The organism is Streptomyces sp. NRRL S-1022, from assembly GCF_000720135.1.
In the GTDB taxonomy this organism is placed as follows: Bacteria; Actinomycetota; Actinomycetes; order Streptomycetales; family Streptomycetaceae; genus Streptomyces.
The window spans coordinates 521,100-541,931 of record NZ_JOIU01000008.1 but is presented as its reverse complement, the minus strand read 5'-3'; the positions used below and the strand labels follow the sequence as shown (position 1 = coordinate 541,931).

The 20,832-nt window shown below is 71.8% G+C and carries 24 protein-coding genes; 9 read left to right on the top strand and 15 right to left on the bottom strand.

Going from position 1 to position 20,832, the window contains the following annotated elements:
- Positions 1-46 precede the first annotated feature (46 nt).
- On the bottom strand, positions 47-973 hold the full coding sequence (gene mshD / locus IG05_RS0113000; protein WP_030342139.1) for a mycothiol synthase: 927 nt from the start codon (positions 971-973) through the stop codon (positions 47-49).
- 182 nt (positions 974-1,155) lie between these two features.
- Here mshD and IG05_RS0112995 point away from each other — a divergent pair, with 182 nt between their 5' ends.
- Entirely contained in the window at positions 1,156-2,940 is a 1,785-nt protein-coding gene (locus IG05_RS0112995) for a bifunctional metallophosphatase/5'-nucleotidase (RefSeq protein WP_030342138.1), read from the top strand.
- 94 nt (positions 2,941-3,034) lie between these two features.
- On the opposite strand, the gene IG05_RS0112990 is transcribed toward IG05_RS0112995, so the two are convergent.
- Together IG05_RS0112990 and IG05_RS0112985 are read right to left on the bottom strand one after the other, a co-directional pair.
- Positions 3,035-5,101 (bottom strand): pectinesterase family protein, encoded by a 2,067-nt coding sequence (locus tag IG05_RS0112990; RefSeq protein ID WP_030342136.1) that lies wholly within the window; start codon positions 5,099-5,101, stop codon positions 3,035-3,037.
- A gap of 81 nt (positions 5,102-5,182) precedes the next feature.
- The gene (locus IG05_RS0112985; protein ID WP_037813578.1) at positions 5,183-6,049 is read right to left on the bottom strand and encodes an NmrA family NAD(P)-binding protein; all 867 of its coding nucleotides are present in this window, start codon (positions 6,047-6,049) and stop codon (positions 5,183-5,185) included.
- A gap of 110 nt (positions 6,050-6,159) precedes the next feature.
- Between IG05_RS0112985 and IG05_RS0112980 the strand changes: the two genes are divergently transcribed.
- On the top strand, positions 6,160-6,669 hold the full coding sequence (locus tag IG05_RS0112980) for a MarR family winged helix-turn-helix transcriptional regulator (RefSeq protein WP_030342133.1): 510 nt from the start codon (positions 6,160-6,162) through the stop codon (positions 6,667-6,669).
- 7 nt (positions 6,670-6,676) lie between these two features.
- Here the strand turns inward: IG05_RS0112980 and IG05_RS0112975 are convergent, their stop codons facing one another.
- From IG05_RS0112975 to IG05_RS0112950, 6 genes are all read right to left on the bottom strand, one after another.
- Positions 6,677-8,161: a sensor histidine kinase gene (locus IG05_RS0112975; RefSeq protein ID WP_030342131.1), complete on the bottom strand. Its 1,485-nt coding sequence runs from the start codon at positions 8,159-8,161 to the stop codon at positions 6,677-6,679.
- Positions 8,158-8,892 carry a response regulator transcription factor gene (locus tag IG05_RS0112970; RefSeq protein ID WP_030342130.1) on the bottom strand — a complete coding sequence of 245 codons (735 nt, stop codon included), beginning with the start codon at positions 8,890-8,892 and terminating at the stop codon, positions 8,158-8,160. Before IG05_RS0112970 ends, IG05_RS0112975 begins: the two co-directional genes overlap by 4 nt.
- A 120-nt stretch (positions 8,893-9,012) precedes the next feature.
- Positions 9,013-9,234, bottom strand: a complete 222-nt coding sequence (locus IG05_RS0112965) for a hypothetical protein (protein WP_030342128.1) — start codon at positions 9,232-9,234, stop codon at positions 9,013-9,015.
- Positions 9,235-9,258: 24 nt separating this feature from the next.
- On the bottom strand, positions 9,259-10,245 hold the full coding sequence (locus tag IG05_RS0112960) for a S1C family serine protease (protein ID WP_030342126.1): 987 nt from the start codon (positions 10,243-10,245) through the stop codon (positions 9,259-9,261).
- Positions 10,246-10,355: 110 nt separating this feature from the next.
- A complete protein-coding gene (locus IG05_RS0112955) occupies positions 10,356-11,378 on the bottom strand; it encodes a LacI family DNA-binding transcriptional regulator (protein WP_078894086.1) in 1,023 nt (340 codons plus the stop codon).
- A 104-nt stretch (positions 11,379-11,482) separates the two neighbouring features.
- Positions 11,483-12,262 carry a winged helix-turn-helix transcriptional regulator gene (locus IG05_RS0112950; RefSeq protein WP_030342123.1) on the bottom strand — a complete coding sequence of 260 codons (780 nt, stop codon included), beginning with the start codon at positions 12,260-12,262 and terminating at the stop codon, positions 11,483-11,485.
- A gap of 180 nt (positions 12,263-12,442) precedes the next feature.
- Between IG05_RS0112950 and IG05_RS0112945 the strand changes: the two genes are divergently transcribed.
- From IG05_RS0112945 to IG05_RS0112935, 3 genes are read left to right on the top strand one after another with little or no spacing between them, the layout of a single operon-like run.
- Positions 12,443-13,312 carry an alpha/beta hydrolase gene (locus IG05_RS0112945; protein ID WP_199808299.1) on the top strand — a complete coding sequence of 290 codons (870 nt, stop codon included), beginning with the start codon at positions 12,443-12,445 and terminating at the stop codon, positions 13,310-13,312.
- A 56-nt stretch (positions 13,313-13,368) separates the two neighbouring features.
- On the top strand, positions 13,369-13,623 hold the full coding sequence (locus IG05_RS0112940) for a MoaD/ThiS family protein (RefSeq protein ID WP_030342120.1): 255 nt from the start codon (positions 13,369-13,371) through the stop codon (positions 13,621-13,623).
- A 3-nt stretch (positions 13,624-13,626) separates the two neighbouring features.
- The gene (locus IG05_RS0112935; protein ID WP_030342118.1) at positions 13,627-14,829 is read left to right on the top strand and encodes a hypothetical protein; all 1,203 of its coding nucleotides are present in this window, start codon (positions 13,627-13,629) and stop codon (positions 14,827-14,829) included.
- A 107-nt stretch (positions 14,830-14,936) separates the two neighbouring features.
- Here the strand turns inward: IG05_RS0112935 and IG05_RS0112930 are convergent, their stop codons facing one another.
- The 4 genes from IG05_RS0112930 to IG05_RS0112920 all read right to left on the bottom strand — a co-directional run bounded on the left by IG05_RS0112930 (position 14,937) and on the right by IG05_RS0112920 (position 17,245).
- A complete protein-coding gene (locus tag IG05_RS0112930) occupies positions 14,937-15,224 on the bottom strand; it encodes a DUF1416 domain-containing protein (protein WP_030342116.1) in 288 nt (95 codons plus the stop codon).
- A gap of 32 nt (positions 15,225-15,256) precedes the next feature.
- Positions 15,257-16,102 carry a sulfurtransferase gene (locus IG05_RS0112925; protein WP_030342114.1) on the bottom strand — a complete coding sequence of 282 codons (846 nt, stop codon included), beginning with the start codon at positions 16,100-16,102 and terminating at the stop codon, positions 15,257-15,259.
- Positions 16,103-16,229: 127 nt separating this feature from the next.
- Positions 16,230-16,310 (bottom strand): Ms5788A family Cys-rich leader peptide, encoded by an 81-nt coding sequence (locus IG05_RS50555; RefSeq protein WP_350751515.1) that lies wholly within the window; start codon positions 16,308-16,310, stop codon positions 16,230-16,232.
- Between the two features lie 197 nt (positions 16,311-16,507).
- On the bottom strand, positions 16,508-17,245 hold the full coding sequence (locus tag IG05_RS0112920; protein WP_030342113.1) for a DUF2993 domain-containing protein: 738 nt from the start codon (positions 17,243-17,245) through the stop codon (positions 16,508-16,510).
- A gap of 133 nt (positions 17,246-17,378) precedes the next feature.
- Here IG05_RS0112920 and IG05_RS0112915 point away from each other — a divergent pair, with 133 nt between their 5' ends.
- A complete protein-coding gene (locus IG05_RS0112915; RefSeq protein ID WP_030342111.1) occupies positions 17,379-17,642 on the top strand; it encodes a DUF3099 domain-containing protein in 264 nt (87 codons plus the stop codon).
- Position 17,643: 1 nt separating this feature from the next.
- On the opposite strand, the gene IG05_RS0112910 is transcribed toward IG05_RS0112915, so the two are convergent.
- Positions 17,644-18,006, bottom strand: coding sequence for a DsrE family protein (locus IG05_RS0112910; protein ID WP_030342109.1), 363 nt, complete (start codon positions 18,004-18,006; stop codon positions 17,644-17,646).
- A 258-nt stretch (positions 18,007-18,264) separates the two neighbouring features.
- Here IG05_RS0112910 and IG05_RS0112900 point away from each other — a divergent pair, with 258 nt between their 5' ends.
- The 3 genes from IG05_RS0112900 to IG05_RS0112890 are packed head-to-tail and all read left to right on the top strand — an operon-like array spanning position 18,265 to position 20,305.
- The gene (locus IG05_RS0112900) at positions 18,265-18,840 is read left to right on the top strand and encodes an FABP family protein (protein ID WP_030342107.1); all 576 of its coding nucleotides are present in this window, start codon (positions 18,265-18,267) and stop codon (positions 18,838-18,840) included.
- Positions 18,841-18,892: 52 nt separating this feature from the next.
- Entirely contained in the window at positions 18,893-19,330 is a 438-nt protein-coding gene (locus IG05_RS0112895) for a Fur family transcriptional regulator (protein ID WP_030342106.1), read from the top strand.
- A gap of 9 nt (positions 19,331-19,339) precedes the next feature.
- Complete coding sequence (locus IG05_RS0112890) at positions 19,340-20,305, top strand: YgfZ/GcvT domain-containing protein (protein ID WP_030342104.1); 966 nt, start codon at positions 19,340-19,342, stop codon at positions 20,303-20,305.
- Positions 20,306-20,339: 34 nt separating this feature from the next.
- Here the strand turns inward: IG05_RS0112890 and dtd are convergent, their stop codons facing one another.
- Positions 20,340-20,765 carry a D-aminoacyl-tRNA deacylase gene (gene dtd, locus IG05_RS0112885; RefSeq protein ID WP_030342103.1) on the bottom strand — a complete coding sequence of 142 codons (426 nt, stop codon included), beginning with the start codon at positions 20,763-20,765 and terminating at the stop codon, positions 20,340-20,342.
- Between the last annotated feature and the right edge of the window lie 67 nt (positions 20,766-20,832).

Below are 20,832 nucleotides of genomic sequence, written 5' to 3'. Positions count from 1 at the left end.
TCGTCAAGGCGACCGCCCCTCGCGCCCCCCGCACATGGGGGAGATGTCAGGTTTCGGTGCGGTACATCAGGTCCGTCTCGTGGACCGTGAAGCCCAGGCGCTCGTACACCGACACCGCCGCCTTGTTGTCGGCGTCGACGTAGAGCATCGCGGTCGGCAGCTGCTGGGCGGCCAGGTGGCGCAGGCCGACGGTGGTCAGGGCCTTGCCGAGGCCGCCGCCCTGCTCGCCGGGCCGCACCCCGAGGACGTACACCTCGCCGAGCCCCTCCTCGGCGTGCACCTTGGTCCAGTGGAAGCCGACCAGCTCACCGCGCCGCTCGGCGAGGAAGAAACCGGCCGGGTCGAACCAGGGCTGGGCCTTGCGGTCGTCCAGGTCGCGCTGGGTCAGCGAGCCCTGCTCGGGGTGGTGGGCGAAGGCGGCGGCGTTCACCGCGAGCCAGGCCGTGTCGTCCTTGCCGGGCACGAAGGCCCGTACCGTCACGCCCTCCGGCAGCACCGGATCGGGCAGCTCCAGCCCGGTCAACGGCAGCCGCATCTGGCGCAGTTCGCGGAACAGGGTCAGACCGAGCACCTGGGCGAGGTGCCGGGCGGCCGGGTGCCCGCCGTGCGCCCACACCCGCAGCCGCTTGCCGGAGGCGGCGAGCAGGGCCGCGCCGAGCGCCCGCCCGTGCCCGTGCCCGCGGTGCCCGGGGTGCACGACCAGCTCGGCGGCCGGCGCCTCCACCGGGTCGGTGTCCTCCAGCTGGGCGTAGCCGACGAGTTCGCCGTCGACGGACAGCAGCAGGTGCGAGACGCCCTCGCGGGCCCCGCCGCGCAGCTGCAGCCGGCCCTGCTCGGACACCGGCTGCTGACCGTCGACCCGGGCGGCCTCGCCGATCAGGCTCAGGACGGCCTCGGCCCGGTCCGGGGTGAGCGCCGAAATGGTCTCGATGGAGCGGGCGGGGAAGCCCGGTACGGTGTCGTCGCTGCTCATGCGTACGAGACTACGGGGCGGCCGGGGCGAAGTCCCGGCACACCGGCCGCAAGGAACCGGCAAAGGAAGCCCCGGGGAACAGGCAAAGGGAAACCAGGATGTAACCACGAACCCCCTGTCGTGCTACGCGCGTTGACCTTAGGCTGCGCCGAGCCACCACAGCCGACCCACAGGGGGGTCCCATGTCAGCCGCGCCCCGGCGCACCAGACGCCGCACGTACGCGCTCCTCGCGAGCGCGGCCGGTCTCGCCACGGCGGCCGCGCTGACCGCCGCCCTCCCGGCGGACGCGCACGAGAGCCACCACCGTCCGGGCCGCTACCAGGACGTCCAGCTGCTCTCCTTCAACGACCTGCACGGCAACCTGGAACCCCCGTCCGGCTCCTCCGGCCGGGTCACCGAACTCCAGCCGGACGGCACGGCGAAGACGATCGACGCGGGCGGTGTCGAGTACCTCGCGACCCATCTGCGCCAGGCCCGCCGGGGCCACCCGTACTCGGTCACCGCGGCCGGCGGCGACCTGGTCGGCGCCTCCCCGCTGCTGTCGGGCCTGTTCCACGACGAGCCCACCGTCGAGGCGCTGAACAAGCTGGACCTGGACGTCACCTCGGTCGGCAACCACGAGTTCGACGAGGGCGCGACGGAGCTGGGCCGCCTGCAGAACGGCGGCTGCCACCCGAAGGACGGCTGCTACACGGACCGGAGGTTCGAGGGCGCCGACTTCCCGTACCTGGCCGCGAACGTCCTGGACGAGAAGACCGGCAAGCCGATCCTGAAGCCGTACTGGATCTGGAAGAAGAAGGACGTCCGGATCGGCTTCATCGGGGTCACGCTGGAGGGCACCCCGGACATCGTCTCCGCCGACGGCGTCAAGGGCCTGAGCTTCAAGGACGAGACCGAGACCATCAACAAGTACGCCAGGGTGCTCCAGCGCCAGGGCGTGCAGTCGATCGTGGCCCTGATCCACGAGGGCGGCTACCCGGCCTCCGGCTCCTACAACTACGACTGCGACTCCCCGGGCGCCGGCGACGGCATCTCCGGCCCGATCGTGGACATCGCCAAGCACGTGACCCCGGCGGTGGACGCCCTGGTCACCGGCCACACCCACCAGGCGTACGTCTGCACGGTCCCCGACCCCTCGGGCCGCCCCCGCATGGTCACCTCGGCCTCCTCCTTCGGCCGGCTCTACACCGACACCACGCTGACGTACGACCGCCGCACCGGCGACATCGCGCGCACGGCGGTGAGGTCCGCGAACCACGTGGTCACCCGGGACGTCCCCAAGGCGGCGGACATGACCGACCTGATCTCGCGCTGGAACACCCTGGCCGCGCCGATCGGCAACCGCGCCATCGGTCACATCTCCGCCGACATCGGCAACACCGGCACCGAGTCCCCGATGGGCGACCTCATCGCCGACGCGCAGCTCGCCTACGGCCGTGAACTGGACCCGCGGACGAGCCTGGCCCTGATGAACCCCGGCGGGGTCCGCGCGGGCCTCACCTACGCGGCCAAGGGCGCCGAGGGCGACGGCGTGGTCACCTACGCCGAGGGCTTCACGGTGCAGCCGTTCGCCAACACGGTGAACCTCCAGGACTTCACCGGCGCCCAGCTGGTCCAGGTGCTCAAGGAGCAGGTGAGCGGCCCCAACGCGGCGGCCCCGAAGATCCTCCAGCCGTCCGCCGGGCTCACCTACACCCTGGACCTCACCCGGTCCGGCGCGGACCGCGTGGTCACCGGCTCCATCCGCCTGAACGGGGCCCCGATCGACCCCGCGGCCACCTACCGGGTCGCCACCAACAGCTTCCTCGCGGGCGGCGGCGACGGCTTCCCGACCCTCGGGCAGGGCACGGGCGACCTGGTCGGCGCGGACGACCTGACCGCCCTGGAGAAGTACCTGACGGCGAACTCGTCGGCCGCGTCGCCGATCGCACCGCCCAAGACCGACCGCATCACGGTCGTGCAGTAGCAGTAGCAGTAGCAGCAGTAGTAGGAGCAGGAACGGGGGGTGCGGGTACCGCGGACTCGTGCCCGCACCCCCCGTCCCGGGGTTCCGGCCGCCCTCAGGAGGCGGTGGGCTTCCAGTCGCCCAGCCAGTCGGCGATCTCCTGGTCCGCCGCCTGGGCGTCGCTCAGCTGGGGGCGGTCGCCGCTCGCCGCGCCGGCGCCCGCGCCGGTGTTCCGGTACTCGGCGAAGCGGTCGTCCTTCCAGGAGAAGCCGCTCATGTCGGTCCAGGGCGCGGACTTGACGGCGGCGCTCAGGGCGGTGTTGCGGACGGTGGTCTGCGGGTCGAGGGTGGCGTCGCCGCCCGCGTGCCAGGGCCGGCCCAGGTAGAAGCTGCGGTCGGAGACGCTGCCGGTCACGGACGAGTTGGCGATCAGGATGCCCTTGCGGCCGGCCGCGGTGCTGGGGGCCGTGACATAGCCGGCCGAGCTGCCGTCCCAGCGCTTCTTCAGGGTGATGACCGACTTGTCGAGCACGGCGGTGGCCCGCCCGAAGACGAAGTCGACGTTCCCGATGACGTAGGAGTTGGCCATGTAGACCCGGCCGAGCCGGTCCTTGGCCGCGGTGTCGAGGAGCAGCGTGTCCTGGTCGCCGCTGACGATGACCCCGTCCAGGAACACCTTGTCGGCGGCCGTGCGCAGGGCCACGGCCTGCTGGGCCATGTCCTGGTGGGCGCCCTCGTCGAAGTCGTTGGAGATGCTGAGGTTGCGGGCCTGGAAGTCGTCGGCCTCCACGGCGACGGTGGCGCTGCCGCCGGTGCCGTAGGTCCCGGACCCGTCGGGCTTCTTCGTGCCGGCCGCGTTGTCGTAGACGATTACCGTGTCCTTGCGGCCGGCCCCCGTGCCCTGGATGGTGACGTGCGGCTTGTTCGCCGGGACCTTCACGGTCTCCCGGTACGTGCCCGGCTGCACGGCGATGACGACCCGGGAGGGGTTGTTCGCGGGGACGGCGTTCACGGCGGCCTGCACGGTCGTGTACTGCCCCGAGCCGTCCTTGGCGACGGTGAGGGTGGTGGCGGCGGCCCTCACGGTCGCGGTCGTGCCCAGTGAACCGCGCGGCCCGGCACCGGACTTGACGGCCGACGGCACGTCGGCGGTCTTGTCGAGGGTGTAGCCGTAGTAGCTCCCCGGGTCCCAGGCGGCGCCCGGGCCGCCGCTCTCGTTGCGGCCGGCGGTGCCGGAGAAGACGTTGCCGCGCTGCACGAGGGTGGCGGTGGCGTCCCTGATCACCGGGTTGTTCAGGCCCTGGAAGAAGGAGTTCTCCAGCAGCATGTTCGTCCTGCCGCGTGAGTAGTTGCCGTAGGAGGACGTGATGGTGGTGCCCGGCTCGTCCTCCAGGTAGTTGTTGTACAGGTGGGCGTGGGCCACGTTGTCCGTGGACGGGTTGCGCTGCTCGGTCTCGCGGATCCAGTTGTGGTGGATCGTGATGTCCGCGGTGACGTTGTCGGTCCAGCCGATGCCGAAGGCCTTGTTCTCCTGGCCGAGCCTGTTCCAGGAGACGGTCAGGTAGGTCGTGTCCTTGCGGCTGTCGATGAGGCCGTCGGCCATGTGCCGGATGTCGTTGTGGTCGATCCAGACGTGGTGGGCGCCGTCCATCTGGATGCCGTCGTAGTCGTGCTCCTTGTCGTTCCAGACGCCCTGGTACGCGTCCCGGATGGTGAGGTTCCGGATGATCACGTTGTGGACGCCCTGGCCGAGGAAGAAGCCGCCGCCGACGATCTGCCCCGAGGTGCCGGAGCCGATGATGGTCTTGTCCGAGCGGACCTTGATCTCCTTGCCGACGGGGTCCATCGTGATGGCCGCCGCGACGACGATGACGTACGGCTTCTCGGCGGTCGCGTACTTCTCCAGGTCGGCGAGCGTCTTCACGGTGACGATCTCGCCGCCCCGGCCGCCGTACGTGCCGTTCTGCCCGAGCGCGTTCACCGAGGCGAACCCGTCGGCGGTGGCCGTGGCCCAGGCCGGGACGGCGGCGGTCGCGGCGGAGGCCCGCGACTGGGCGCCGGGGCCGAGGAGGCCGTAGCCGAGGGCACCGCCGGCGGCGAGCGCGAGCGGCAGCCCGGCCGCGAGCGCGGTACGGCTCCTGCGGTGCCGGGCGCGGGGACTGCGGGGGACGTGGGGGGTCATGGCGACTCCAGTCGGTGTCCGGGTGGGGTGCTGGACGGGAGTCGCCGCGGGGCGCGGGAAGGTTGCCGTGGTGTCCGGCGGCTACCGGCCCAGCAGGGCCGGCCAGTCCTGGCCGTGCGCCCAGTCCGCGAAGGTGTGCCAGCCGACCTCGGGGTGGGCGCGGCGCAGGCCGGCCACGTCGACGTCGAGACCGTGGTCGGTGAAGTAGGCGAACATCGCCGCGAGGTCGGTTGAGTGGGTGCGGACCTGGGCCAGGGGCACCTGCCGGTGGGCGACCGGGCGGCCCAGGGCGGTGGTGAGGGTGGCCGCGATCTGCGCGGGGGTCAGCGCGTCGGAGGCGATGTCGATGCGGTGGCCCGCGAAGTCGTCCCGGCGCCCGAGGACCAGCGCGGCGAACGCGCCGATGTCGGCGGCGGGGATGAGGGTGAGCGGCCGGCCGGCCGGCATGGGCCAGGCGAAGACGCCGGTGCGCAGTCCGTCGAGGGTCCAGCCGCTCGCGTAGTTGTCCATGAACGCGGCCGGGGCGATCACCGTCCAGGGCAGGCCGGAGGCGCGCAGGTGCTGTTCGACCGCCCGCTTGCTCTCGTAGTGCGGGACGCCGGTGCCGCGGTCGGCGTGGGCGGCGGAGGTCAGCACGACATGGCCGAGCCGGGCCCCGGCCGCGGCGTCCACGAGGGCCGTGCCCTGCCGGACCTCCGTGCCGGTGCCGGTGCCGAACGGGGTGGTCACCGCGAACAGCGCGTCGGCGCCGGCCAGCGCGGCGTCCAGGGAGGCGGGGTCGTCGAAGTCGGCGGGGTGGATCTCGGCGCCGAGGCCGCGCAGGGCCGTGGCGGCGGCCGCGCCGGGCCGGCGGGTCAGGGCGCGGACGCGGTGGCCGGCGGCCAGGGCGGCGCGGGCGGCGGCCCCGCCCTGGGCGCCGGTGGCGCCGGTGACGGCGATGGTGAGCATGGGGGTCCCCCGGGTCGATAGCATTGCTGTGTGACGCATTTGCTGCGCCGCGCAGTAGATTAGGGCAGTTCGCTGCACCGCGCAGTGATTTTTTGGGAAGGAGTCCTGCCGTGACCGACCCCGACCGGACCCGCCTCTACGAGGAACTGGCCCTGGAGTCCCGGCGCTACCTGGCCGCGTACGTCCTGTTCAACCAGGCTGTCGCCGACCACCTCGGGCTGCACCCAACCGACGTGCAGTGCCTGAGCCTGCTGACCGCCGAGCCGGAACCGCTCACCGTCCGGCAGATCGCCGACCGGACCGGCCTCACGACCGGCTCGGCCACCCGCCTCGTGGACCGCCTCGAACGCGGCGGCTACGTCACCCGCACCCCCGACCGGCACGACCGCCGCCGCGTCCTGGTCACCCCGGTCCCCGAGCGCCTCGCCCGGGTCACCGCGCTGTGGGACGACCTCGGCCGGACCTGGCAGACCCTGCTGGACGACCACAGCGAGGACGAGCTGAGGGCGATCACCCGGCACATGCGCCGGGCGCACGACCTCAGCCAGACTCAGATCGAGCGCCTGCGCACCCTGCCCAAGCAGGACCAGGCCCGGCCCGGCCCACACGAAGGGCCCTGACCCCGCCTCAGCCGGCCGGCGCCTCCACCGGCCCGGGCGGCTCCGGTGCCTCGGGCGGCGGGACCGGTGCGCCCGGCAGCCGTACCGTCGCCACCGTGCCGCCGCCCTCCGCGCGGGCCAGCGCCACCGCGCCGCCCGCCTGCCGGACCGTACGGGCCACGATGGACAGGCCGAGGCCGGAGCCCGGCAGGGCGCGGGCGCTGGGGGAGCGCCAGAAGCGGTCGAATACGTGCGGGAGTTCGTCCTCGGCGATGCCGGGACCGTGGTCGCGGACCATCAGCACACCGCCGCTCAGCCGTACCTCGACCGTGGCGCCCTCCGGGCTGAACTTGACCGCGTTGTCCAGGATGTTGACGACCGCCCGCTCCAGCGCGGACGGCTCCGCCCGGACGAACCAGGGCTCCAGGTCCGCGATGATCGACAGCTCCGGGCCGCGCAGCCGGGCCCGGCGCAGGGCCGCCTCGACGGTGTCCTGCAAGGAGACCACCTGGACCCGCTCACCGCGCTGCCCCTCCGAGCGGGACAGCTCCTGCAGGTCGCCGATCAGCGCGGCCAGCTCGGTCACCTGCGCCTTCACCGAGGCGAGCAGCGCCTTGCGGTCCTCCGGCGGGATCGGCCGGCCCGTCTCCTCGCTGCGGGTGAGCAGTTCGATGTTCGTCCTGAGCGAGGTCAGGGGCGTACGGAGTTCATGGCCGGCGTCCGCGATCAGCTGCTGCTGGAGGTCACGTGAGCTGGCCAGCGAGGCGGTCATCGAGTTGAACGACCGGGACAGCCGGGCCACCTCGTCCTCGCTGACGTCCTCGACGGGGATGCGGACGGTCAGGTCCTCGGTGCGGGCCACGCGCTCCACGGCCTCGGTGAGCCTGTCCACGGGCCGCAGCCCGGCCCGGGCGACCGCGAGGCCCGCGGCCCCGGCGCCGACGACACCGACGGCGGACACCAGGAGCAGGATCAGCGCGAGGTCGTTGAGGGTCTTCTGCGTGGTCTTCAGCGGTGCGGCGACGAGCACGCCCACGTTGGGCCCGCGCCCGCCGGTCACGGTCGCGGTGGCGCCGATGGGCTTGGTGAGCACCCGCAGTTCGTTGCCCTCGTCGTCCGTGCCGTTGCGGAAGTACAAGACGTTGTTGTCGGGGTCGAGGTCCTTGATCTCCGTCTTGTCGGTCTGGAGGACCTTGATCTTCCCGGAGGCGCCCCCGAAGAGGCAGACCTTGCCGTCCTCCATGACCAGCTGCGAGTACCGGTCCCGGAAGAAGCCGTTGGCCTGCGGGGTGTCCGTGCAGTGGTCGAGGGTGAACTGCAACTGGTCCATCTGGGTGCTGTTGCGCAGGGACTTCTGCAGATCCAGGTCGAGCTGGTTGTACAGCTTGCGCTCCACGATGAACCAGCACGTCACCGAGACCGCCGCCACCGCGAACGCCACCGCCGCCGCGACCAGCATGGCCAGCCGTGCCCGCAGCGGCAGGGCCCGGTACCGGCGGGCCAGCCGGTTCACTCGGCGCCGCCCTGCCGCAGGACGTAGCCCACCCCGCGGACGGTGTGCACCAGCCGGGGCTCGCCGCCGGCCTCGGTCTTGCGGCGCAGGTACATCACGTAGACGTCGAGCGAGTTGGAGGAGGGTTCGAAGTCGAAGCCCCACACCGCCTTCAGGATCTGCTCACGGGTGAGCACCTGGCGCGGGTGAGCCATGAACATCTCCAGCAGGGTGAACTCGGTGCGGGTCAGCTCGACCGGCCGGCCGCCGCGCGTCACCTCCCGGGTCGCGAGGTCCATGCGCAGGTCGCCGTAGGTGAGCGCCTCGTCCTCCTGGGCCTGGGCGGACACCGCCACCGCGTACGAACTGCGGCGCAGCAGGGCCCGGATACGGGCGAACAGCTCGTCCAGTTCGAAGGGCTTGACCAGGTAGTCGTCGGCGCCCGCGTCCAGGCCGGTGACCCGGTCGCCGACCGTGTCGCGGGCGGTGAGCATCAGGATCGGGGTAGTGTCGCCCGCCCCCCGGATGCGGCGGGCCGCCGTCAGGCCGTCCATGCGGGGCATCTGGATGTCCAGCACGACCAGGTCCGGCCGGTAGGCCGTGGCCTTCTCCAGGGCGTCCGCGCCGTCCACGGCGACCTCGGTGCCGTACCCCTCGAAGGCGAGGCTGCGCTGGAGGGCCTCGCGCACGGCCGGCTCGTCGTCGACGATCAGGATGCGCTGGGGGTCGCGGTCGCCTTCGGCGGGACTCATCGCTCGGGGATCCTCGGGGTGCGGTGGACGAAACGGTCAGTGTCCCTCAGCCTCCCATGTACGGGGGCCGGGGACACGTCCGCCGGTCAGGCGGTGACCGTGGTCAGGCGGTGACCGTGGTCAGGCGGCGACCATGGTCAGGCGGTGCAGCGGGACCTTGCGGCGGTGCGGGCGGGCGGCGGAGGTGCGCAGGCCCATCAGCTGGGGCACCGGCGTCACGGCCGCCACCTCGGGGGCGCGGGGGGCCGGAACGGGCACGTGCAGTTCGGACACGATGGACAGGGCCAGGGTGAGGCCCGCGGGACCGCGTTCGGCGAACCGGTGGGGAATGTGCTTGATCATGACCTGCTCCTTGCACTCGTGTTGCTAACTGCCGGAGCCCGCACGCAGCTTGGCGAGGTCGGACCTGACAGTGTCGATGGGGATCGCGAAGCCGAGGCCGATGCTGCCCGCGTCCGAGGACGAGGAGGCCTGCGCGCTGGAGTACATCGCGGAGTTGATGCCGATGACGTGACCGCTCGCGTCGATCAGGGCGCCGCCGGAGTTGCCGGGGTTGAGGGACGCGTCGGTCTGGATGGCCTTGTAGGTGGTGGTCGACGAGCCGGTGTCGCCGTTGAACTGACGGCCGCCGAACTGGAACGGCCACTGTCCGTCGCCGCCCTGTCCCTGGCCCTGGTTCTCGTCGGTGGAGACGGTGACGTCCCGGTCGAGGGCGGAGACGATGCCGCTGGTGACGGTGCCGGTCAGGCCCTCGGGGGAGCCGATCGCGACGACCGTGTCGCCCACCTGGACACCGCTGGAGTCGCCGAGCGCGGCCGGCTTCAGACCGGAGGCGCCCCGCAGCTTGATCAGCGCCAGGTCCTTGGAGCTGTCGGTGCCGACCACCTCGGCGGTGTAGCTCTTGCCCTCGCTGGTGCGCACCTTGATCGAGGAGGCGCCGGAGACGACGTGGTTGTTGGTGACGATCTCGCCGCCCGATGTGATGATCACGCCGGAGCCGGTGGAGGAGCCGTCCGCGAGGGACGCGTTGATCTCGACCACGCTGGGGCTGACCGCGGCGGCTATGGCGGCGACGTCACCGCGCTTGCCGGCCGGCACCACGGTGGTGCTGCTCCCGGCGGTGGCGACCGTGTCCTTGCCGGTCAGCTCCTGGAAGGCGTAGGCGGTGCCGCCGCCGACCGCCGCCGCGACGATCGCGACCGCCGCGAGCAGGCCCACCGGGCCCCGCGTCCGCTTCTTCCGGTGCGGAGCGGGTTCCGTTCCCGGCTGGTACGGCGGCGGGGGCGGCCACTCGGGGTGCACGGGGGCGGAGAAGGAGTGCGGCTGCTCGTGGGTGCCCTGGCTCTCGGTCATGAGTAGAGAGTCCCCCGCGACCATGAGAGCTGCCTGAGTGCTCCCTGAGAAGCCCGGCAGAACCTCGTTTGCCCGATATAAAGGCGCGCCCTCGGGGGCGCGCCCCCAGGTCAGGTACAGCCGCAGCTGGTGCGCAGCACCAGCCGGGACGGGAACGTCTTCAGCCGCTCGCGCCGGGACCCGGCGACCCGCAGCCCGTCGTCCAGCACCAGGTCGACCGCCGCCCGGGCCATCGCCGAGCGGTCGGAGGCGACCGTGGTCAGCGGCGGGTCGGCGAGCGCGGCCTCCTTGATGTCGTCGAACCCGGCCACCCCCAGCTGCCCGGGCACGTCGATGCGCAGTTCGCGCGCGGCCCGCAGCAGGCCGATGGCCTGGTCGTCGGTGGAGCAGAAGATCGCGGGCGGCCGGTGGGGCCCGGACAGGACCTCCAGGGCCACGCGGTAGGCGTCGTACCGGTTGTACGGCGCCTCGAACAGCCGGCCCTCGGTGGGCAGGCCCGCCTCGGCCATGGCCCGCTTCCAGCCCTCCACGTGGTCGGAGACCGGGTCGCCGACGGCCGGCGTCTGCGCGGTGCCGCCCATGCAGGCGACGTAGTCGTACCCGTGCTCCAGCAGGTGGCGCACGGCCAGCTGGGCGCCGCCGAGGTCGTCGGTCACCACGGCGACGTCGTCGATGGCCTCCGGACGCTCGTGCAGCAGCACCACCCGGGCGTCCCAGGCGTCGATCTCGGCGGCGGCGAGGTCGTTCAGGGCGTGGGAGACGAGGATCAGGCCCGAGACGCGCATGCCGAGGAAGGCGCGCAGATAGTGCACCTCGCGCTCGCCGATGTAGTCGGTGTTGCCGACCAGGACCATCTTCCCGCGCTCGGAGGCGGCCTGTTCGACCGCGTGCGCCATCTCGCCGAAGAAGGGCTGGCGGGCGTCGGGGATGATGAGGCCTATGAGGTCGGTGCGCCGGGAGGCCATCGCCTGGGCGACCCGGTCGGGCCGGTACCCCAGTTCCTTGATCGCCGCGAGGACACGCTCGCGCGTGGCCGGGGCGACCGGCCGGGGTCCGTTGTTGATGACATAACTGACGACGGCGGTGGAGGTACCAGCCAGCCGTGCCACGTCATCCCGAGTCACCTTCGCCACGCGCGGAGTCTACGCGGATTGACCCGCCCCGGGCAGGGCGTATCACATGGCGGCTGTGCGGGACGATGCCCGTCCGGACACCGCCCGTGCGTCGGCGTGTCCGCTCAGGCCTCGACGTGCAGCTCGGTGCCGTCCAGGACGGCGGTTGTGTCCGCATCCTCCGGCTTTGCCCGGCCGGCCTTGGCCTTGGCGTCCTCGGCGGAGCGGTCGGGCTTCTCGGGCGTCACGAATCGATAACCGACGTTCCGGACGGTTCCGATCAGCGACTCGTGCTCGGGGCCGAGCTTGGCGCGCAGCCGTCGTACGTGCACGTCGACCGTGCGGGTGCCGCCGAAGTAGTCGTAGCCCCACACCTCCTGGAGCAGCTGGGCGCGGGTGAAGACCCGGCCCGGGTGCTGGGCGAGGTATTTGAGCAGCTCGAACTCCTTGAAGGTCAGGTCCAGGACCCGGCCCTTCAGCTTCGCGCTGTACGTCGCCTCGTCCACCGAGAGGTCACCGTTGCGGATCTCCATGGGCGAGTCGTCGTTGACGATCTGCTGGCGGCCCATGGCGAGCCGCAGCCGCGCCTCCACCTCGGCGGGGCCGGCGGTGTCCAGCAGCACGTCGTCGATGCCCCAGTCGGCGGTGACGGCGGCGAGGCCGCCCTCGGTGACGACGAGGAGCAGCGGACAGCCGGGGCCGGTGGAGCGCAGCAGCTGGCACAGGCTGCGGACCTGCGGAAGGTCGCGGCGGCCGTCGACGAGGATGACGTCGGCGCCGGGGGTGTCGACCAGGGCGGGCCCCTCCGCGGGGGCCACCCGCACGTTGTGCAGGAGCAGGCCGAGGGCCGGGAGCACCTCCGTCGACGGCTGGAGGGCGTTGGTCAGGAGCAGCAGAGAACTCATACGTCTGGTTCCTCCTCGGTCCCTGCGAGGACTGTGCGGACGGGTACTGCCCTGCGATCCCGAAGGCCCCGTACACCGGCGGTCACCTGAGGTTTCCCGCTTCGTATACAACGCTTCCGAAAGCACAAAAGGACCCGGGGGCTACGCTGCCCGAGTCCTCTGCCCAGCAGAATAGCCCACATGAGCAACCGTTCGGCAGGTCGTGAGGCACGTTCCACCGTCCGTCCGGATGACGAGACAGGCAGACGGGGCCTTATCCGGACGTTCCTGCGCACGGCCGACGGAATTGCGATCGATTCCGTATACGATCCCGGGTCCGCCGTATACGATCCCGGGTCCGCGGCACACGGAGCACGGTCCGACGCCTCCCGGCCGCCCTCCCGTGACCTGGTGTTCGTGATCGCCCACGGCTTCACCGGGGACGTGGACCGCCCGCACGTGCGCCGGGTGGCGGCCGTGCTGCGCGACCTCGGCGCGGTCGTCACCTTCTCCTTCCGCGGCCACGGCCGCTCCGGCGGCCGCTCCACGGTCGGTGACAAGGAGGTGCTGGACCTGGCCGCCGCCGTCGACTGGGCCCGCGGCCTCGGGCACCGGCGCGTGGTGACCGTCGGCTTCTCCATGGGCGGCTCGGTGGTCCTGCGGCACGCTGCCCTGTACGGCGGCACGGACGCCGTCGTCTCCGTCAGCGCACCCGCCCGCTGGTACTACCGGGGCACGGCCCCCATGCGCCGCCTGCACTGGCTGGTCACCCGCCCCGAAGGCCGCCTGGTCGGCCGCTACGGCCTGCGCACCCGCATCCACCACCGCGACTGGGACCCCGTCCCGCTCTCCCCGGTGCAGGCCGTCCCGCGGATCGCCCCGACGCCCCTGCTCATCGTGCACGGCGACCGGGACGGCTACTTCCCGCTGGACCATCCCCGGATGCTCGCCGAGGCGGCCGGCGGCCGCGCCGCTCTCTGGGTCGAACCGGGCATGGGCCACGCCGAGAACGCGGCCGACGACGCCCTGATGGCCCGGATCGGGGGCTGGGCGGTGTCGGCGGCGGGCTAGCCTGCCTCACACTGTCTTTAGTCGTTTTTCTTGTTTGCCGTCGATTGAGGATTCAGATGCCCAAGGTCACGGTGCGCTACTGGGCCGCAGCCAAGGCCGCGGCCGGGGTCGCCGAGGAGCCGCACGAGGCGGACACACTGGCCGGCGCGCTGGCCGACGTGCGCGCGCTCCACCCCGGTGAGCTGACGCGCGTGCTCCAGCGATGCTCCTTCCTCGTCGACGGCGACCCCGTCGGGACCCGCGCGCATGAGACGGTACGGCTGGCCGAGGGCGGCACGGTCGAGGTGCTCCCGCCGTTCGCAGGAGGGTGAGCGATGACCGACCAGCCTTACCAGGGCGGCCCCTACGAGGGCCACGACCCCTACCGGCAGCAGTGGCCCGCGCAGGACGCGCACCACGGCGGGCCCGGCCACGACCCGGAACAGACCCAGCAGTGGCAGGGCCAGACCTGGGAGACGCAGACGCACGCGCCGGTGCAGGCGGAGACGGCGTACCTGCCGGGACAGCAACAGCAGCAGGGGTACCAGCAGCAGTACGCCCAGCAGTACGACCAGTCGTACGAGCAGCCGTACCAGCAGCAGTACGAGCCGCCGTACCAGCAGCCCCAGTCCCAGCAGTCTCAGCAGTACCCGGACCCGTACCCCGGAACGTACGCACCGGCGCCCGCCCCCGCCCCTGCCCCGGCACCCGTCGCGGCGGCGGCTGAACCGGAGGAGGGCGAGCCCTCCTATGGTCCCGCCACGCTCGCCGGCAACGCGCGGGTCACCGACGCCCAGCGGGCCCGCCTGGAGGGCCGCTCCCCGATCATCGAGCCCGGCATGCAGCCGGCGCTGCTCACCGCCGTCCTGGGCCTGCTGCTGGCCGCGACGGCCCCCATCGCCTCGTACGCCCTCGTCGTACCGCTCGTGCTGCTCCAGGCGGTGACGGCCGCGGGCTGGTTCCGGCTGAACGGCATGTGGCCCGCCCGGCAGGGCATCGCCCTCGCCTTCGCGGGCGCGCTGACGGCCGACGTGGCGGTCCTCGCCGCCGGCCGGGACCACGCCCTGGTGGCCATCCTCGGCCCGCTCGGCCTCTGGGTCCTGCTCTCCCTCGTCCTCCAGCTGCGCTCCCACGCCTCGCCGGACGAGCGGATGTACGGCCTGATGGCCACGGTCACCTCGGCGGCGCTCTCGGTGCTGGCCACGGGCTACCTGGCCGCCGGCCCGCACGAGGTCTCCGTCGGCGCTGCGGCGGTGGCGGTCGCCGTCCTGGCCCGCGCCCTGCCCCTGCCCACCCCGGCCTCGGTCGTCGTCGCCCTGCTGGCGGCGGCGGGCGCGGGCATCGCGGCGGGCGACATGACCGGCTTCGGCACGAAGGGCGCGCTGCTGGGCGCCGCCGCCGGGGCGTGCGCCCTGATCGGACACCGGGTCGCCGCCTACGACTACCCGTCCCGCTTCGTCCACTTCACGGCGGGCGTGGCCCTGCCGCTGTCGGCGGCGGCACCGGTGGTCTGGGCCCTGGGCCGCACCCTGGGCTAGCGATCCCGGCGGCAGAAGACGCCGAAGCGCTTGTACCGAGCCGAAGGGCCGCACCCCCGCCGGTGTCCAACCCAGGGGGTGCGGCCCTCAGCCGTCACAGAGTCCGCTCAGACCGCGATGGCGACCTCCGCCAGACCGCCCTCCTGGGCGACGACCGTGCGGTCGGCCGTCGCGCCGGGCACCAGCGCGCGGACCGTCCACGTGCCCTCGGCCGCGTAGAAGCGGAACTGACCGGTCGCGGAGGTGGGGACCTCCGCGGTGAACTCGCCGGTCGAGTCCAGCAGCCGGACGTAGCCGACCACCGGTTCTCCGTCGCGGGTCACCTGGCCCTGGATCGTGGTCTCACCGGGCTTGATCGTCGATGCGTCGGGGCCACCGGCCTTCGCTCCGCACATGTGCAACTCCTAGGGAAAAGGTCGGTCGGGACTTACTTGCCGGCGCCGAGCTCGATCGGCACGCCGACGAGGGAGCCGTACTCGGTCCAGGAGCCGTCGTAGTTCTTGACGTTCTCCACGCCGAGCAGCTCGTGCAGCACGAACCAGGTCAGGGCCGAGCGCTCACCGATGCGGCAGTAGGCGATCGTGTCCTTGGCGAGGTCGACGTCCTCCGCGGCGTAGAGCTCCTTCAGCTCCTCGTCCGACTTGAAGGTGCCGTCGTCGTTGGCGTTCTTCGACCACGGGATGTTCTTCGCGGACGGCACGTGGCCCGGACGCTGCGACTGCTCCTGCGGCAGGTGGGCCGGGGCGAGCAGCTTGCCGGAGAACTCGTCGGGCGAGCGGACGTCGACCAGGTTCTGCGAGCCGATGGCCTCGACCACGTCGTCGCGGAAGGCGCGGATCGTCGTGTCCTGCGGCTTGGCCCGGTACTCGGTCTTCGCGCGCTCGGGCACCTCGTCGCCGGCGACCAGCTCGCGGGCGTCCAGCTCCCACTTCTTGCGGCCGCCGTCGAGCAGCTTGACGCTGTCGTGGCCGTACAGCTTGAAGTACCAGTAGGCGTACGACGCGAACCAGTTGTTGTTGCCGCCGTAGAGGACGACGGTGTGGTCGTTGGCGATGCCCTTCTCCGACAGGAGCTTCTCGAAGCCCTCCTGGTCGATGAAGTCACGGCGGACCGGGTCCTGGAGGTCCTTGGTCCAGTCGATGCGGATCGCGTTCTTGATGTGGTTCTTCTCGTAGGCGGACGTGTCCTCGTCCACCTCGACGATGGCGATGGTCGGGTCGTCCAGGTGCTCCTGGAGCCAGTCGGCGTCGACCAGGACGTCGCTGCGGCTCATGCTCTTTCTCCTCCGGGGCAGTCGCGGCGGGGCGTGCGAGTAGAGAGGGGTGCGCGCTCGGGGCTCGGGCGGCGCACGGATGCCCTGGCAGCAGGGCGGGGTGAGACGCGGGAGCCGGGGCTTCCGCTCAGAAGGGGCGACAGAGCATGGCGGCAACGCGGCACAGGTCCACTGCCCGCCGCTTCGTGAGATCCGCCTGTCGCTTCATGCGGTCGATCGTAGGGACGTCCGGGCGGGCATGTCACCGGCGTGTCACATGTCGAGATGCGATCGTCCGAATGGCGGAACGAGCGAGCGCCCGCGAAGCCGGGTGACGGCCTCCGGGCGCTCGCTCGGGTCCTCGTATCTGCGGTACGGACGTGATCGTCTCGCCAGTCGGACGATCGTCGTCCGCCGGCCGTGCTCCTACCCCGCCAGCCTGACGTCCGAACCCTTCACGCTGATGTCCACGCCGTCCTTCGCGGCCTGCACCTTGTCCAGCTTGATGCCGCCGGGCAGCTGGTCGATGGCCTGCCGGAAGTCGGTGATCTCGCGGATCCGGTCCTCCGCGATCGCGGCCGCGCCCAGCCGGGGCAGCGAGTCCGCATGCACCTCGACCCTGTTGTTCACCACGCTCACCGAGCTGAGCACGGACACGGTCTGCTTGAGCCCGAGGGACGAGACGGTCCCCTCCACCGCGACCTTGATCTTCCCGTTGCCGCCGTCGGAGAGGCCGACGATCCGGGCGGTGACGCCGGGCGCCACCTCGGTCGGCTCGGACTTGGCGGTCTTCAGCAGTTCGGCGTAGGAGACCGTCGCGGTGCCGGTCGCGGTGGACGCGGTGGCCGAGCTGTAGTCGCCGGAGAACTCCACGCCCTTCATGTCGGCCTTCAGATCGTCGATCCGGATCGTCCGGCCGGCCTTGCCGGTGGCCGCCCGGTAGTCCTTGATGCTCACCTCGACGTCGTCCAGGGAGCCGCCCGCGACCTGGGTGAGGAACGGGAAGCCCTTGATGTTCACGTCCGGGGTCGAGGCCAGGTTCTCGTTGGCCTTCAGCTTGTCCGCGGCCTCGCCCTCGGCGAAGTGCACGGCGACCCGGTCCACGATCACGAAGAGTCCGCCCAGGATCACGACGATGATCAGCAGTATTCGCAGGGCGCGCATGTGGTTGGTTCCCCCGGGTCGGCGTCGGTGTTCGTAAATCCGGTACGGATACGCCACGGTAACCCCGCCGGGGCCGGCCGGTACGGATTTGTGGATCAGTTGTGACAGGGCCCGCCGGTCCTACCCTGGACTCATGTACGCCCGGCGCCGGCACATCTACTTCGCCATGATGGGGACCTGCATCGGACTCTTCGTCCTGGCGTGGGGAGTCGTGCGCCTGTGGTCCGTGCCGGCGGCCGTCGGCATGTGCGTCGTGGCCATGGTCATCCCGCCGGTCGCCGCGATGATCGCCAACCGCCGGGGCCCGGAGGACCGCTGGTGGGACGCCCCCTCCGGCGACCCGAAGTCCGACGAGTGGTGGGACGAACTGGACGGCAGGAAGCGCCCCGGGCCGTAGGTCAGTAGACGAGGGCCTGGGTGTCGTCCGCCAGGGACTCCTGCACGAACACCTGGGCGCCCGCGATCCGCACGCCCTCGATGACGTCCTTCTCGGTGATCTCCCGGCGGGCGGCGCACTGCGTGCACAGCGTGATGCGCCCGGCGGCGAGGACGGAGTCGATCAGGTCGGGCAGCGGCGCGGCGTGCGGCAGCTCGAACCCGGCGGCCCGGCCCGGCAGCGCGAACCAGGACGACTCCCCGGTCAGCCACAGCGAGACCTCGACCCCGCTGGCCACGGCCACCGCGGCCACCGTGAACGCCTGCGAACACCGCTCAGGGGCATCCGCCCCGGCCGTCACCTTGATCACGAGCTTCTTCGCCATGCGGGAAGCGTAGTCCCCGGCGGCGCCGCCGCCCGTGAGGAGAGCCGCCGCCCCTCGCACGGAGTGCCCGGTCGGGGCCGCGTAAGCTGGGCTGCGGCTCTGTCGTTCGCTCACCCTCGCTCAAGGAGCACCCGTGGAGATCTTCTTCGAAACCCTGCTGGTCCTGGTCTGCGTCGGCGTGCTCGCCTTCGCGTACCTGACCGTGAAGAAGCTGTACCAGGGCCAGCGCTGACCCACCCCTCAGGAAAGCTGTCGCTCATGATCGAGATCCCGTCCGACCTCCACAAGGACCTCGTCCCGCTCGCCTTTCTGCTCGGCAACTGGGCCGGCGCGGGCGTGCACGACTTCCCTGGCTCGGAGAAGTGCAACTTCGGGCAGGAGGTCAGCTTCACCCACGACGGCCGGGACTTCCTGGAGTACCACTCCCACACCTGGGTGCTCGACAAGGACGGCAACAAGGTCCGCCCGCTGGAGTCGGAGTCCGGCTTCTGGCGGATCCACGCCGACCGCAAGGTCGAGGTGACGCTGACCCGCGACGACGGCGTCATCGAGATCTGGTACGGCGAGATGGCCGACAAGAAGCCGCAGATCGACCTGGTGACGGACGCCGTCGCCCGCATCCCCGGCTCGCGGCCGTACAGCGGCGGCAAGCGGCTGTACGGCTACGTGAAGAGCGACCTGATGTGGGTCGGCGAGAAGCAGACCCCCGAGGTCGCGCTGCGCCCGTACATGTCGGCCCAGCTGAAGAAGGTCGTCACCCCCGAGGACGTCGAGCGCTGGGCGAAGGCCCTCCCCGACGACCTCCCGGACGACGGCATCGCCTTCTTCAAGTAGGCCCCACCCGTCTCCCATGGGTTCGCCGCCCGGGGGCTCTAGACTTTCCGGTGTGGTGAGCACCGACTGGAAGAGCGACCTCAGGCAGCGCGGCTACCGGCTGACGCCGCAGCGGCAGCTTGTCCTCGAAGCCGTGGACACCCTTGAGCACGCGACCCCCGACGACATCCTCGTGGAAGTGAGGAAGACGGCGTCGGGGGTCAACATTTCCACCGTCTACCGGACGCTGGAGCTGCTGGAGGAGCTGGGCCTGGTCAGCCACGCCCACCTCGGGCACGGTGCCCCGACCTACCACCTCGCCGACCGCCACCACCACCTGCACCTGGTGTGCCGGGACTGCCAGAACGTGATCGAGGCGGACGTCGAGGTGGCCGCGGAGTTCACGGCCAAGCTGCGGCAGCAGTTCGGGTTCGACACCGACATGAAGCATTTCGCGATCTTCGGCCGGTGCCAGGACTGCTCCCTGAAGAGTTCAACTACCACGACGTAGGCTTGCGGTATGAAGAGCCCCTTGCTGTCCCTGCCCGGCGCCGTCCCCGCCGAGGGTGTGGACGAAGGCGTCGCCGCCCACTACGGCGACCTGTTCCGCGAGCAGCGCGCCCTCGCCGACGGCACCGGATTCGTCGACCTGTCCCACCGCGGTGTCCTCACCGTCACCGGGGACGACCGGCTGAGCTGGCTGCACCTCCTGCTCACCCAGCACGTCAGCGAACTGCCCCCGGGCGAGGCCACCGAGGCCCTGATCCTCTCCGCGCACGGACACATCGAGCACGCGCTGTACCTGGTGGACGACGGTACGACCGTCTGGGCGCACGTGGAGCCCGGCACCCAGGAAGCGCTGCTCGCCTACCTGGAGTCGATGAAGTTCTTCTACCGGGTCGAGGTCGCCGACCGCACCGCTGACGTCGCCCTGGTCCACCTGCCCGCCGGCTCCATCGCCGACGTCCCGGACGGGGTCGTCGTACGCGAGACGGCGTACGGCCGTGACCTGTTCCTGCCGCGCGAGCGGCTGGAGGAGTTCGCCGCCGGGCACGGGCCCGCCGCGGGGCTCCTCGCCTACGAGGCGCTGCGCGTCGAGCAGCACCGGCCCCGGCTCGGCTTCGAGACCGACCACCGCACCATCCCGCACGAGCTGGGCTGGATCGGCTCGGCCGTGCACCTCCAGAAGGGCTGCTACCGGGGGCAGGAGACCGTGGCCCGGGTGCAGAACCTGGGCAAGCCGCCGCGCCGGCTGGTCTTCCTGCACCTGGACGGCAGCGAGGTCCACCTGCCGGTGCCGGGTACCGGGATCCGCCTCGCCGACGAGGGCCCCGAGGGCCGCAGGATCGGCTTCGTGACGACGTCGGTACGGCACCACGAGCTGGGCCCGGTGGCCCTGGCCCTGGTGAAGCGGAACGTCCCGGTCGACGCGCGGCTGCTGGCCGGGGAGACGGCGGCGGCCCAGGAGACGGTGGTCGAGCCGTAGCCGTGGGCGAGCGGCCGGGGCCGTGCGGCCGCGCCTAGATCTCCAGCAGTACCGTGAACGGCCCGTCGTTCGTCAGTGACACCCTCATCCGCGCGCCGAAGCGGCCCGTCGCCACCGTCGCCCCCAAGGCGCGCAGCTGGGCCACGACCTCGTCGACCAGGGGTTCGGCGACGTCACCGGGGGCCGCCGCGTTCCAGGTGGGGCGACGGCCCTTGCGGGCGTCGCCGTAGAGGGTGAACTGGCTGATCACCAGGAGCGGGGCGGCGGTGTCGCTGCACGACTTCTCGTCGTGCAGCATGCGGACCGTCCACAGCTTGCGGGCCAGCTGGGCCGCCTTCTCCTTGGTGTCCGCGTGGGTGACCCCGACCAGGACGCACAGGCCCTCGCCCTCGATCGCGCCCACCGTCTCGCCGTCCACGACGACGCTCGCGCCGTCCACTCTCTGCACCACCGCACGCATGCGGACCATCATGCCCGGTGCCCCGCACGCACCCGCACGGGGTCCAATATGGATCCGTTACTTCCCA

What these genes read in the sequence shown, in the direction of transcription:
- IG05_RS0112995 (WP_030342138.1), top strand. Translation starts at nt 1,156, where the DNA reads ATGTCAGCCGCGCCCCGGCGCACCAGACGCCGCACGTACGCGCTCCTC.
- IG05_RS0112950 (WP_030342123.1), bottom strand. Translation starts at nt 12,262, where the DNA reads ATGAGTTCTCTGCTGCTCCTGACCAACGCCCTCCAGCCGTCGACGGAG.
- IG05_RS0112915 (WP_030342111.1), top strand. Translation starts at nt 17,379, where the DNA reads ATGTACGCCCGGCGCCGGCACATCTACTTCGCCATGATGGGGACCTGC.
- IG05_RS0112925 (WP_030342114.1), bottom strand. Translation starts at nt 16,102, where the DNA reads ATGAGCCGCAGCGACGTCCTGGTCGACGCCGACTGGCTCCAGGAGCAC.
- IG05_RS0112990 (WP_030342136.1), bottom strand. Translation starts at nt 5,101, where the DNA reads ATGACCCCCCACGTCCCCCGCAGTCCCCGCGCCCGGCACCGCAGGAGC.
- IG05_RS0112910 (WP_030342109.1), bottom strand. Translation starts at nt 18,006, where the DNA reads ATGGCGAAGAAGCTCGTGATCAAGGTGACGGCCGGGGCGGATGCCCCT.
- IG05_RS0112920 (WP_030342113.1), bottom strand. Translation starts at nt 17,245, where the DNA reads ATGCGCGCCCTGCGAATACTGCTGATCATCGTCGTGATCCTGGGCGGA.
- IG05_RS0112985 (WP_037813578.1), bottom strand. Translation starts at nt 6,049, where the DNA reads ATGCTCACCATCGCCGTCACCGGCGCCACCGGCGCCCAGGGCGGGGCC.
- dtd (WP_030342103.1), bottom strand. Translation starts at nt 20,765, where the DNA reads ATGCGTGCGGTGGTGCAGAGAGTGGACGGCGCGAGCGTCGTCGTGGAC.
- IG05_RS0112935 (WP_030342118.1), top strand. Translation starts at nt 13,627, where the DNA reads ATGACCGACCAGCCTTACCAGGGCGGCCCCTACGAGGGCCACGACCCC.
- IG05_RS0112970 (WP_030342130.1), bottom strand. Translation starts at nt 8,892, where the DNA reads ATGAGTCCCGCCGAAGGCGACCGCGACCCCCAGCGCATCCTGATCGTC.
- IG05_RS0112960 (WP_030342126.1), bottom strand. Translation starts at nt 10,245, where the DNA reads ATGACCGAGAGCCAGGGCACCCACGAGCAGCCGCACTCCTTCTCCGCC.
- IG05_RS0112930 (WP_030342116.1), bottom strand. Translation starts at nt 15,224, where the DNA reads ATGTGCGGAGCGAAGGCCGGTGGCCCCGACGCATCGACGATCAAGCCC.
- mshD (WP_030342139.1), bottom strand. Translation starts at nt 973, where the DNA reads ATGAGCAGCGACGACACCGTACCGGGCTTCCCCGCCCGCTCCATCGAG.
- IG05_RS0112890 (WP_030342104.1), top strand. Translation starts at nt 19,340, where the DNA reads ATGAAGAGCCCCTTGCTGTCCCTGCCCGGCGCCGTCCCCGCCGAGGGT.
- IG05_RS0112965 (WP_030342128.1), bottom strand. Translation starts at nt 9,234, where the DNA reads ATGATCAAGCACATTCCCCACCGGTTCGCCGAACGCGGTCCCGCGGGC.
- IG05_RS50555 (WP_350751515.1), bottom strand. Translation starts at nt 16,310, where the DNA reads ATGAAGCGACAGGCGGATCTCACGAAGCGGCGGGCAGTGGACCTGTGC.
- IG05_RS0112940 (WP_030342120.1), top strand. Translation starts at nt 13,369, where the DNA reads ATGCCCAAGGTCACGGTGCGCTACTGGGCCGCAGCCAAGGCCGCGGCC.
- IG05_RS0112900 (WP_030342107.1), top strand. Translation starts at nt 18,265, where the DNA reads ATGATCGAGATCCCGTCCGACCTCCACAAGGACCTCGTCCCGCTCGCC.
- IG05_RS0112945 (WP_199808299.1), top strand. Translation starts at nt 12,443, where the DNA reads ATGAGCAACCGTTCGGCAGGTCGTGAGGCACGTTCCACCGTCCGTCCG.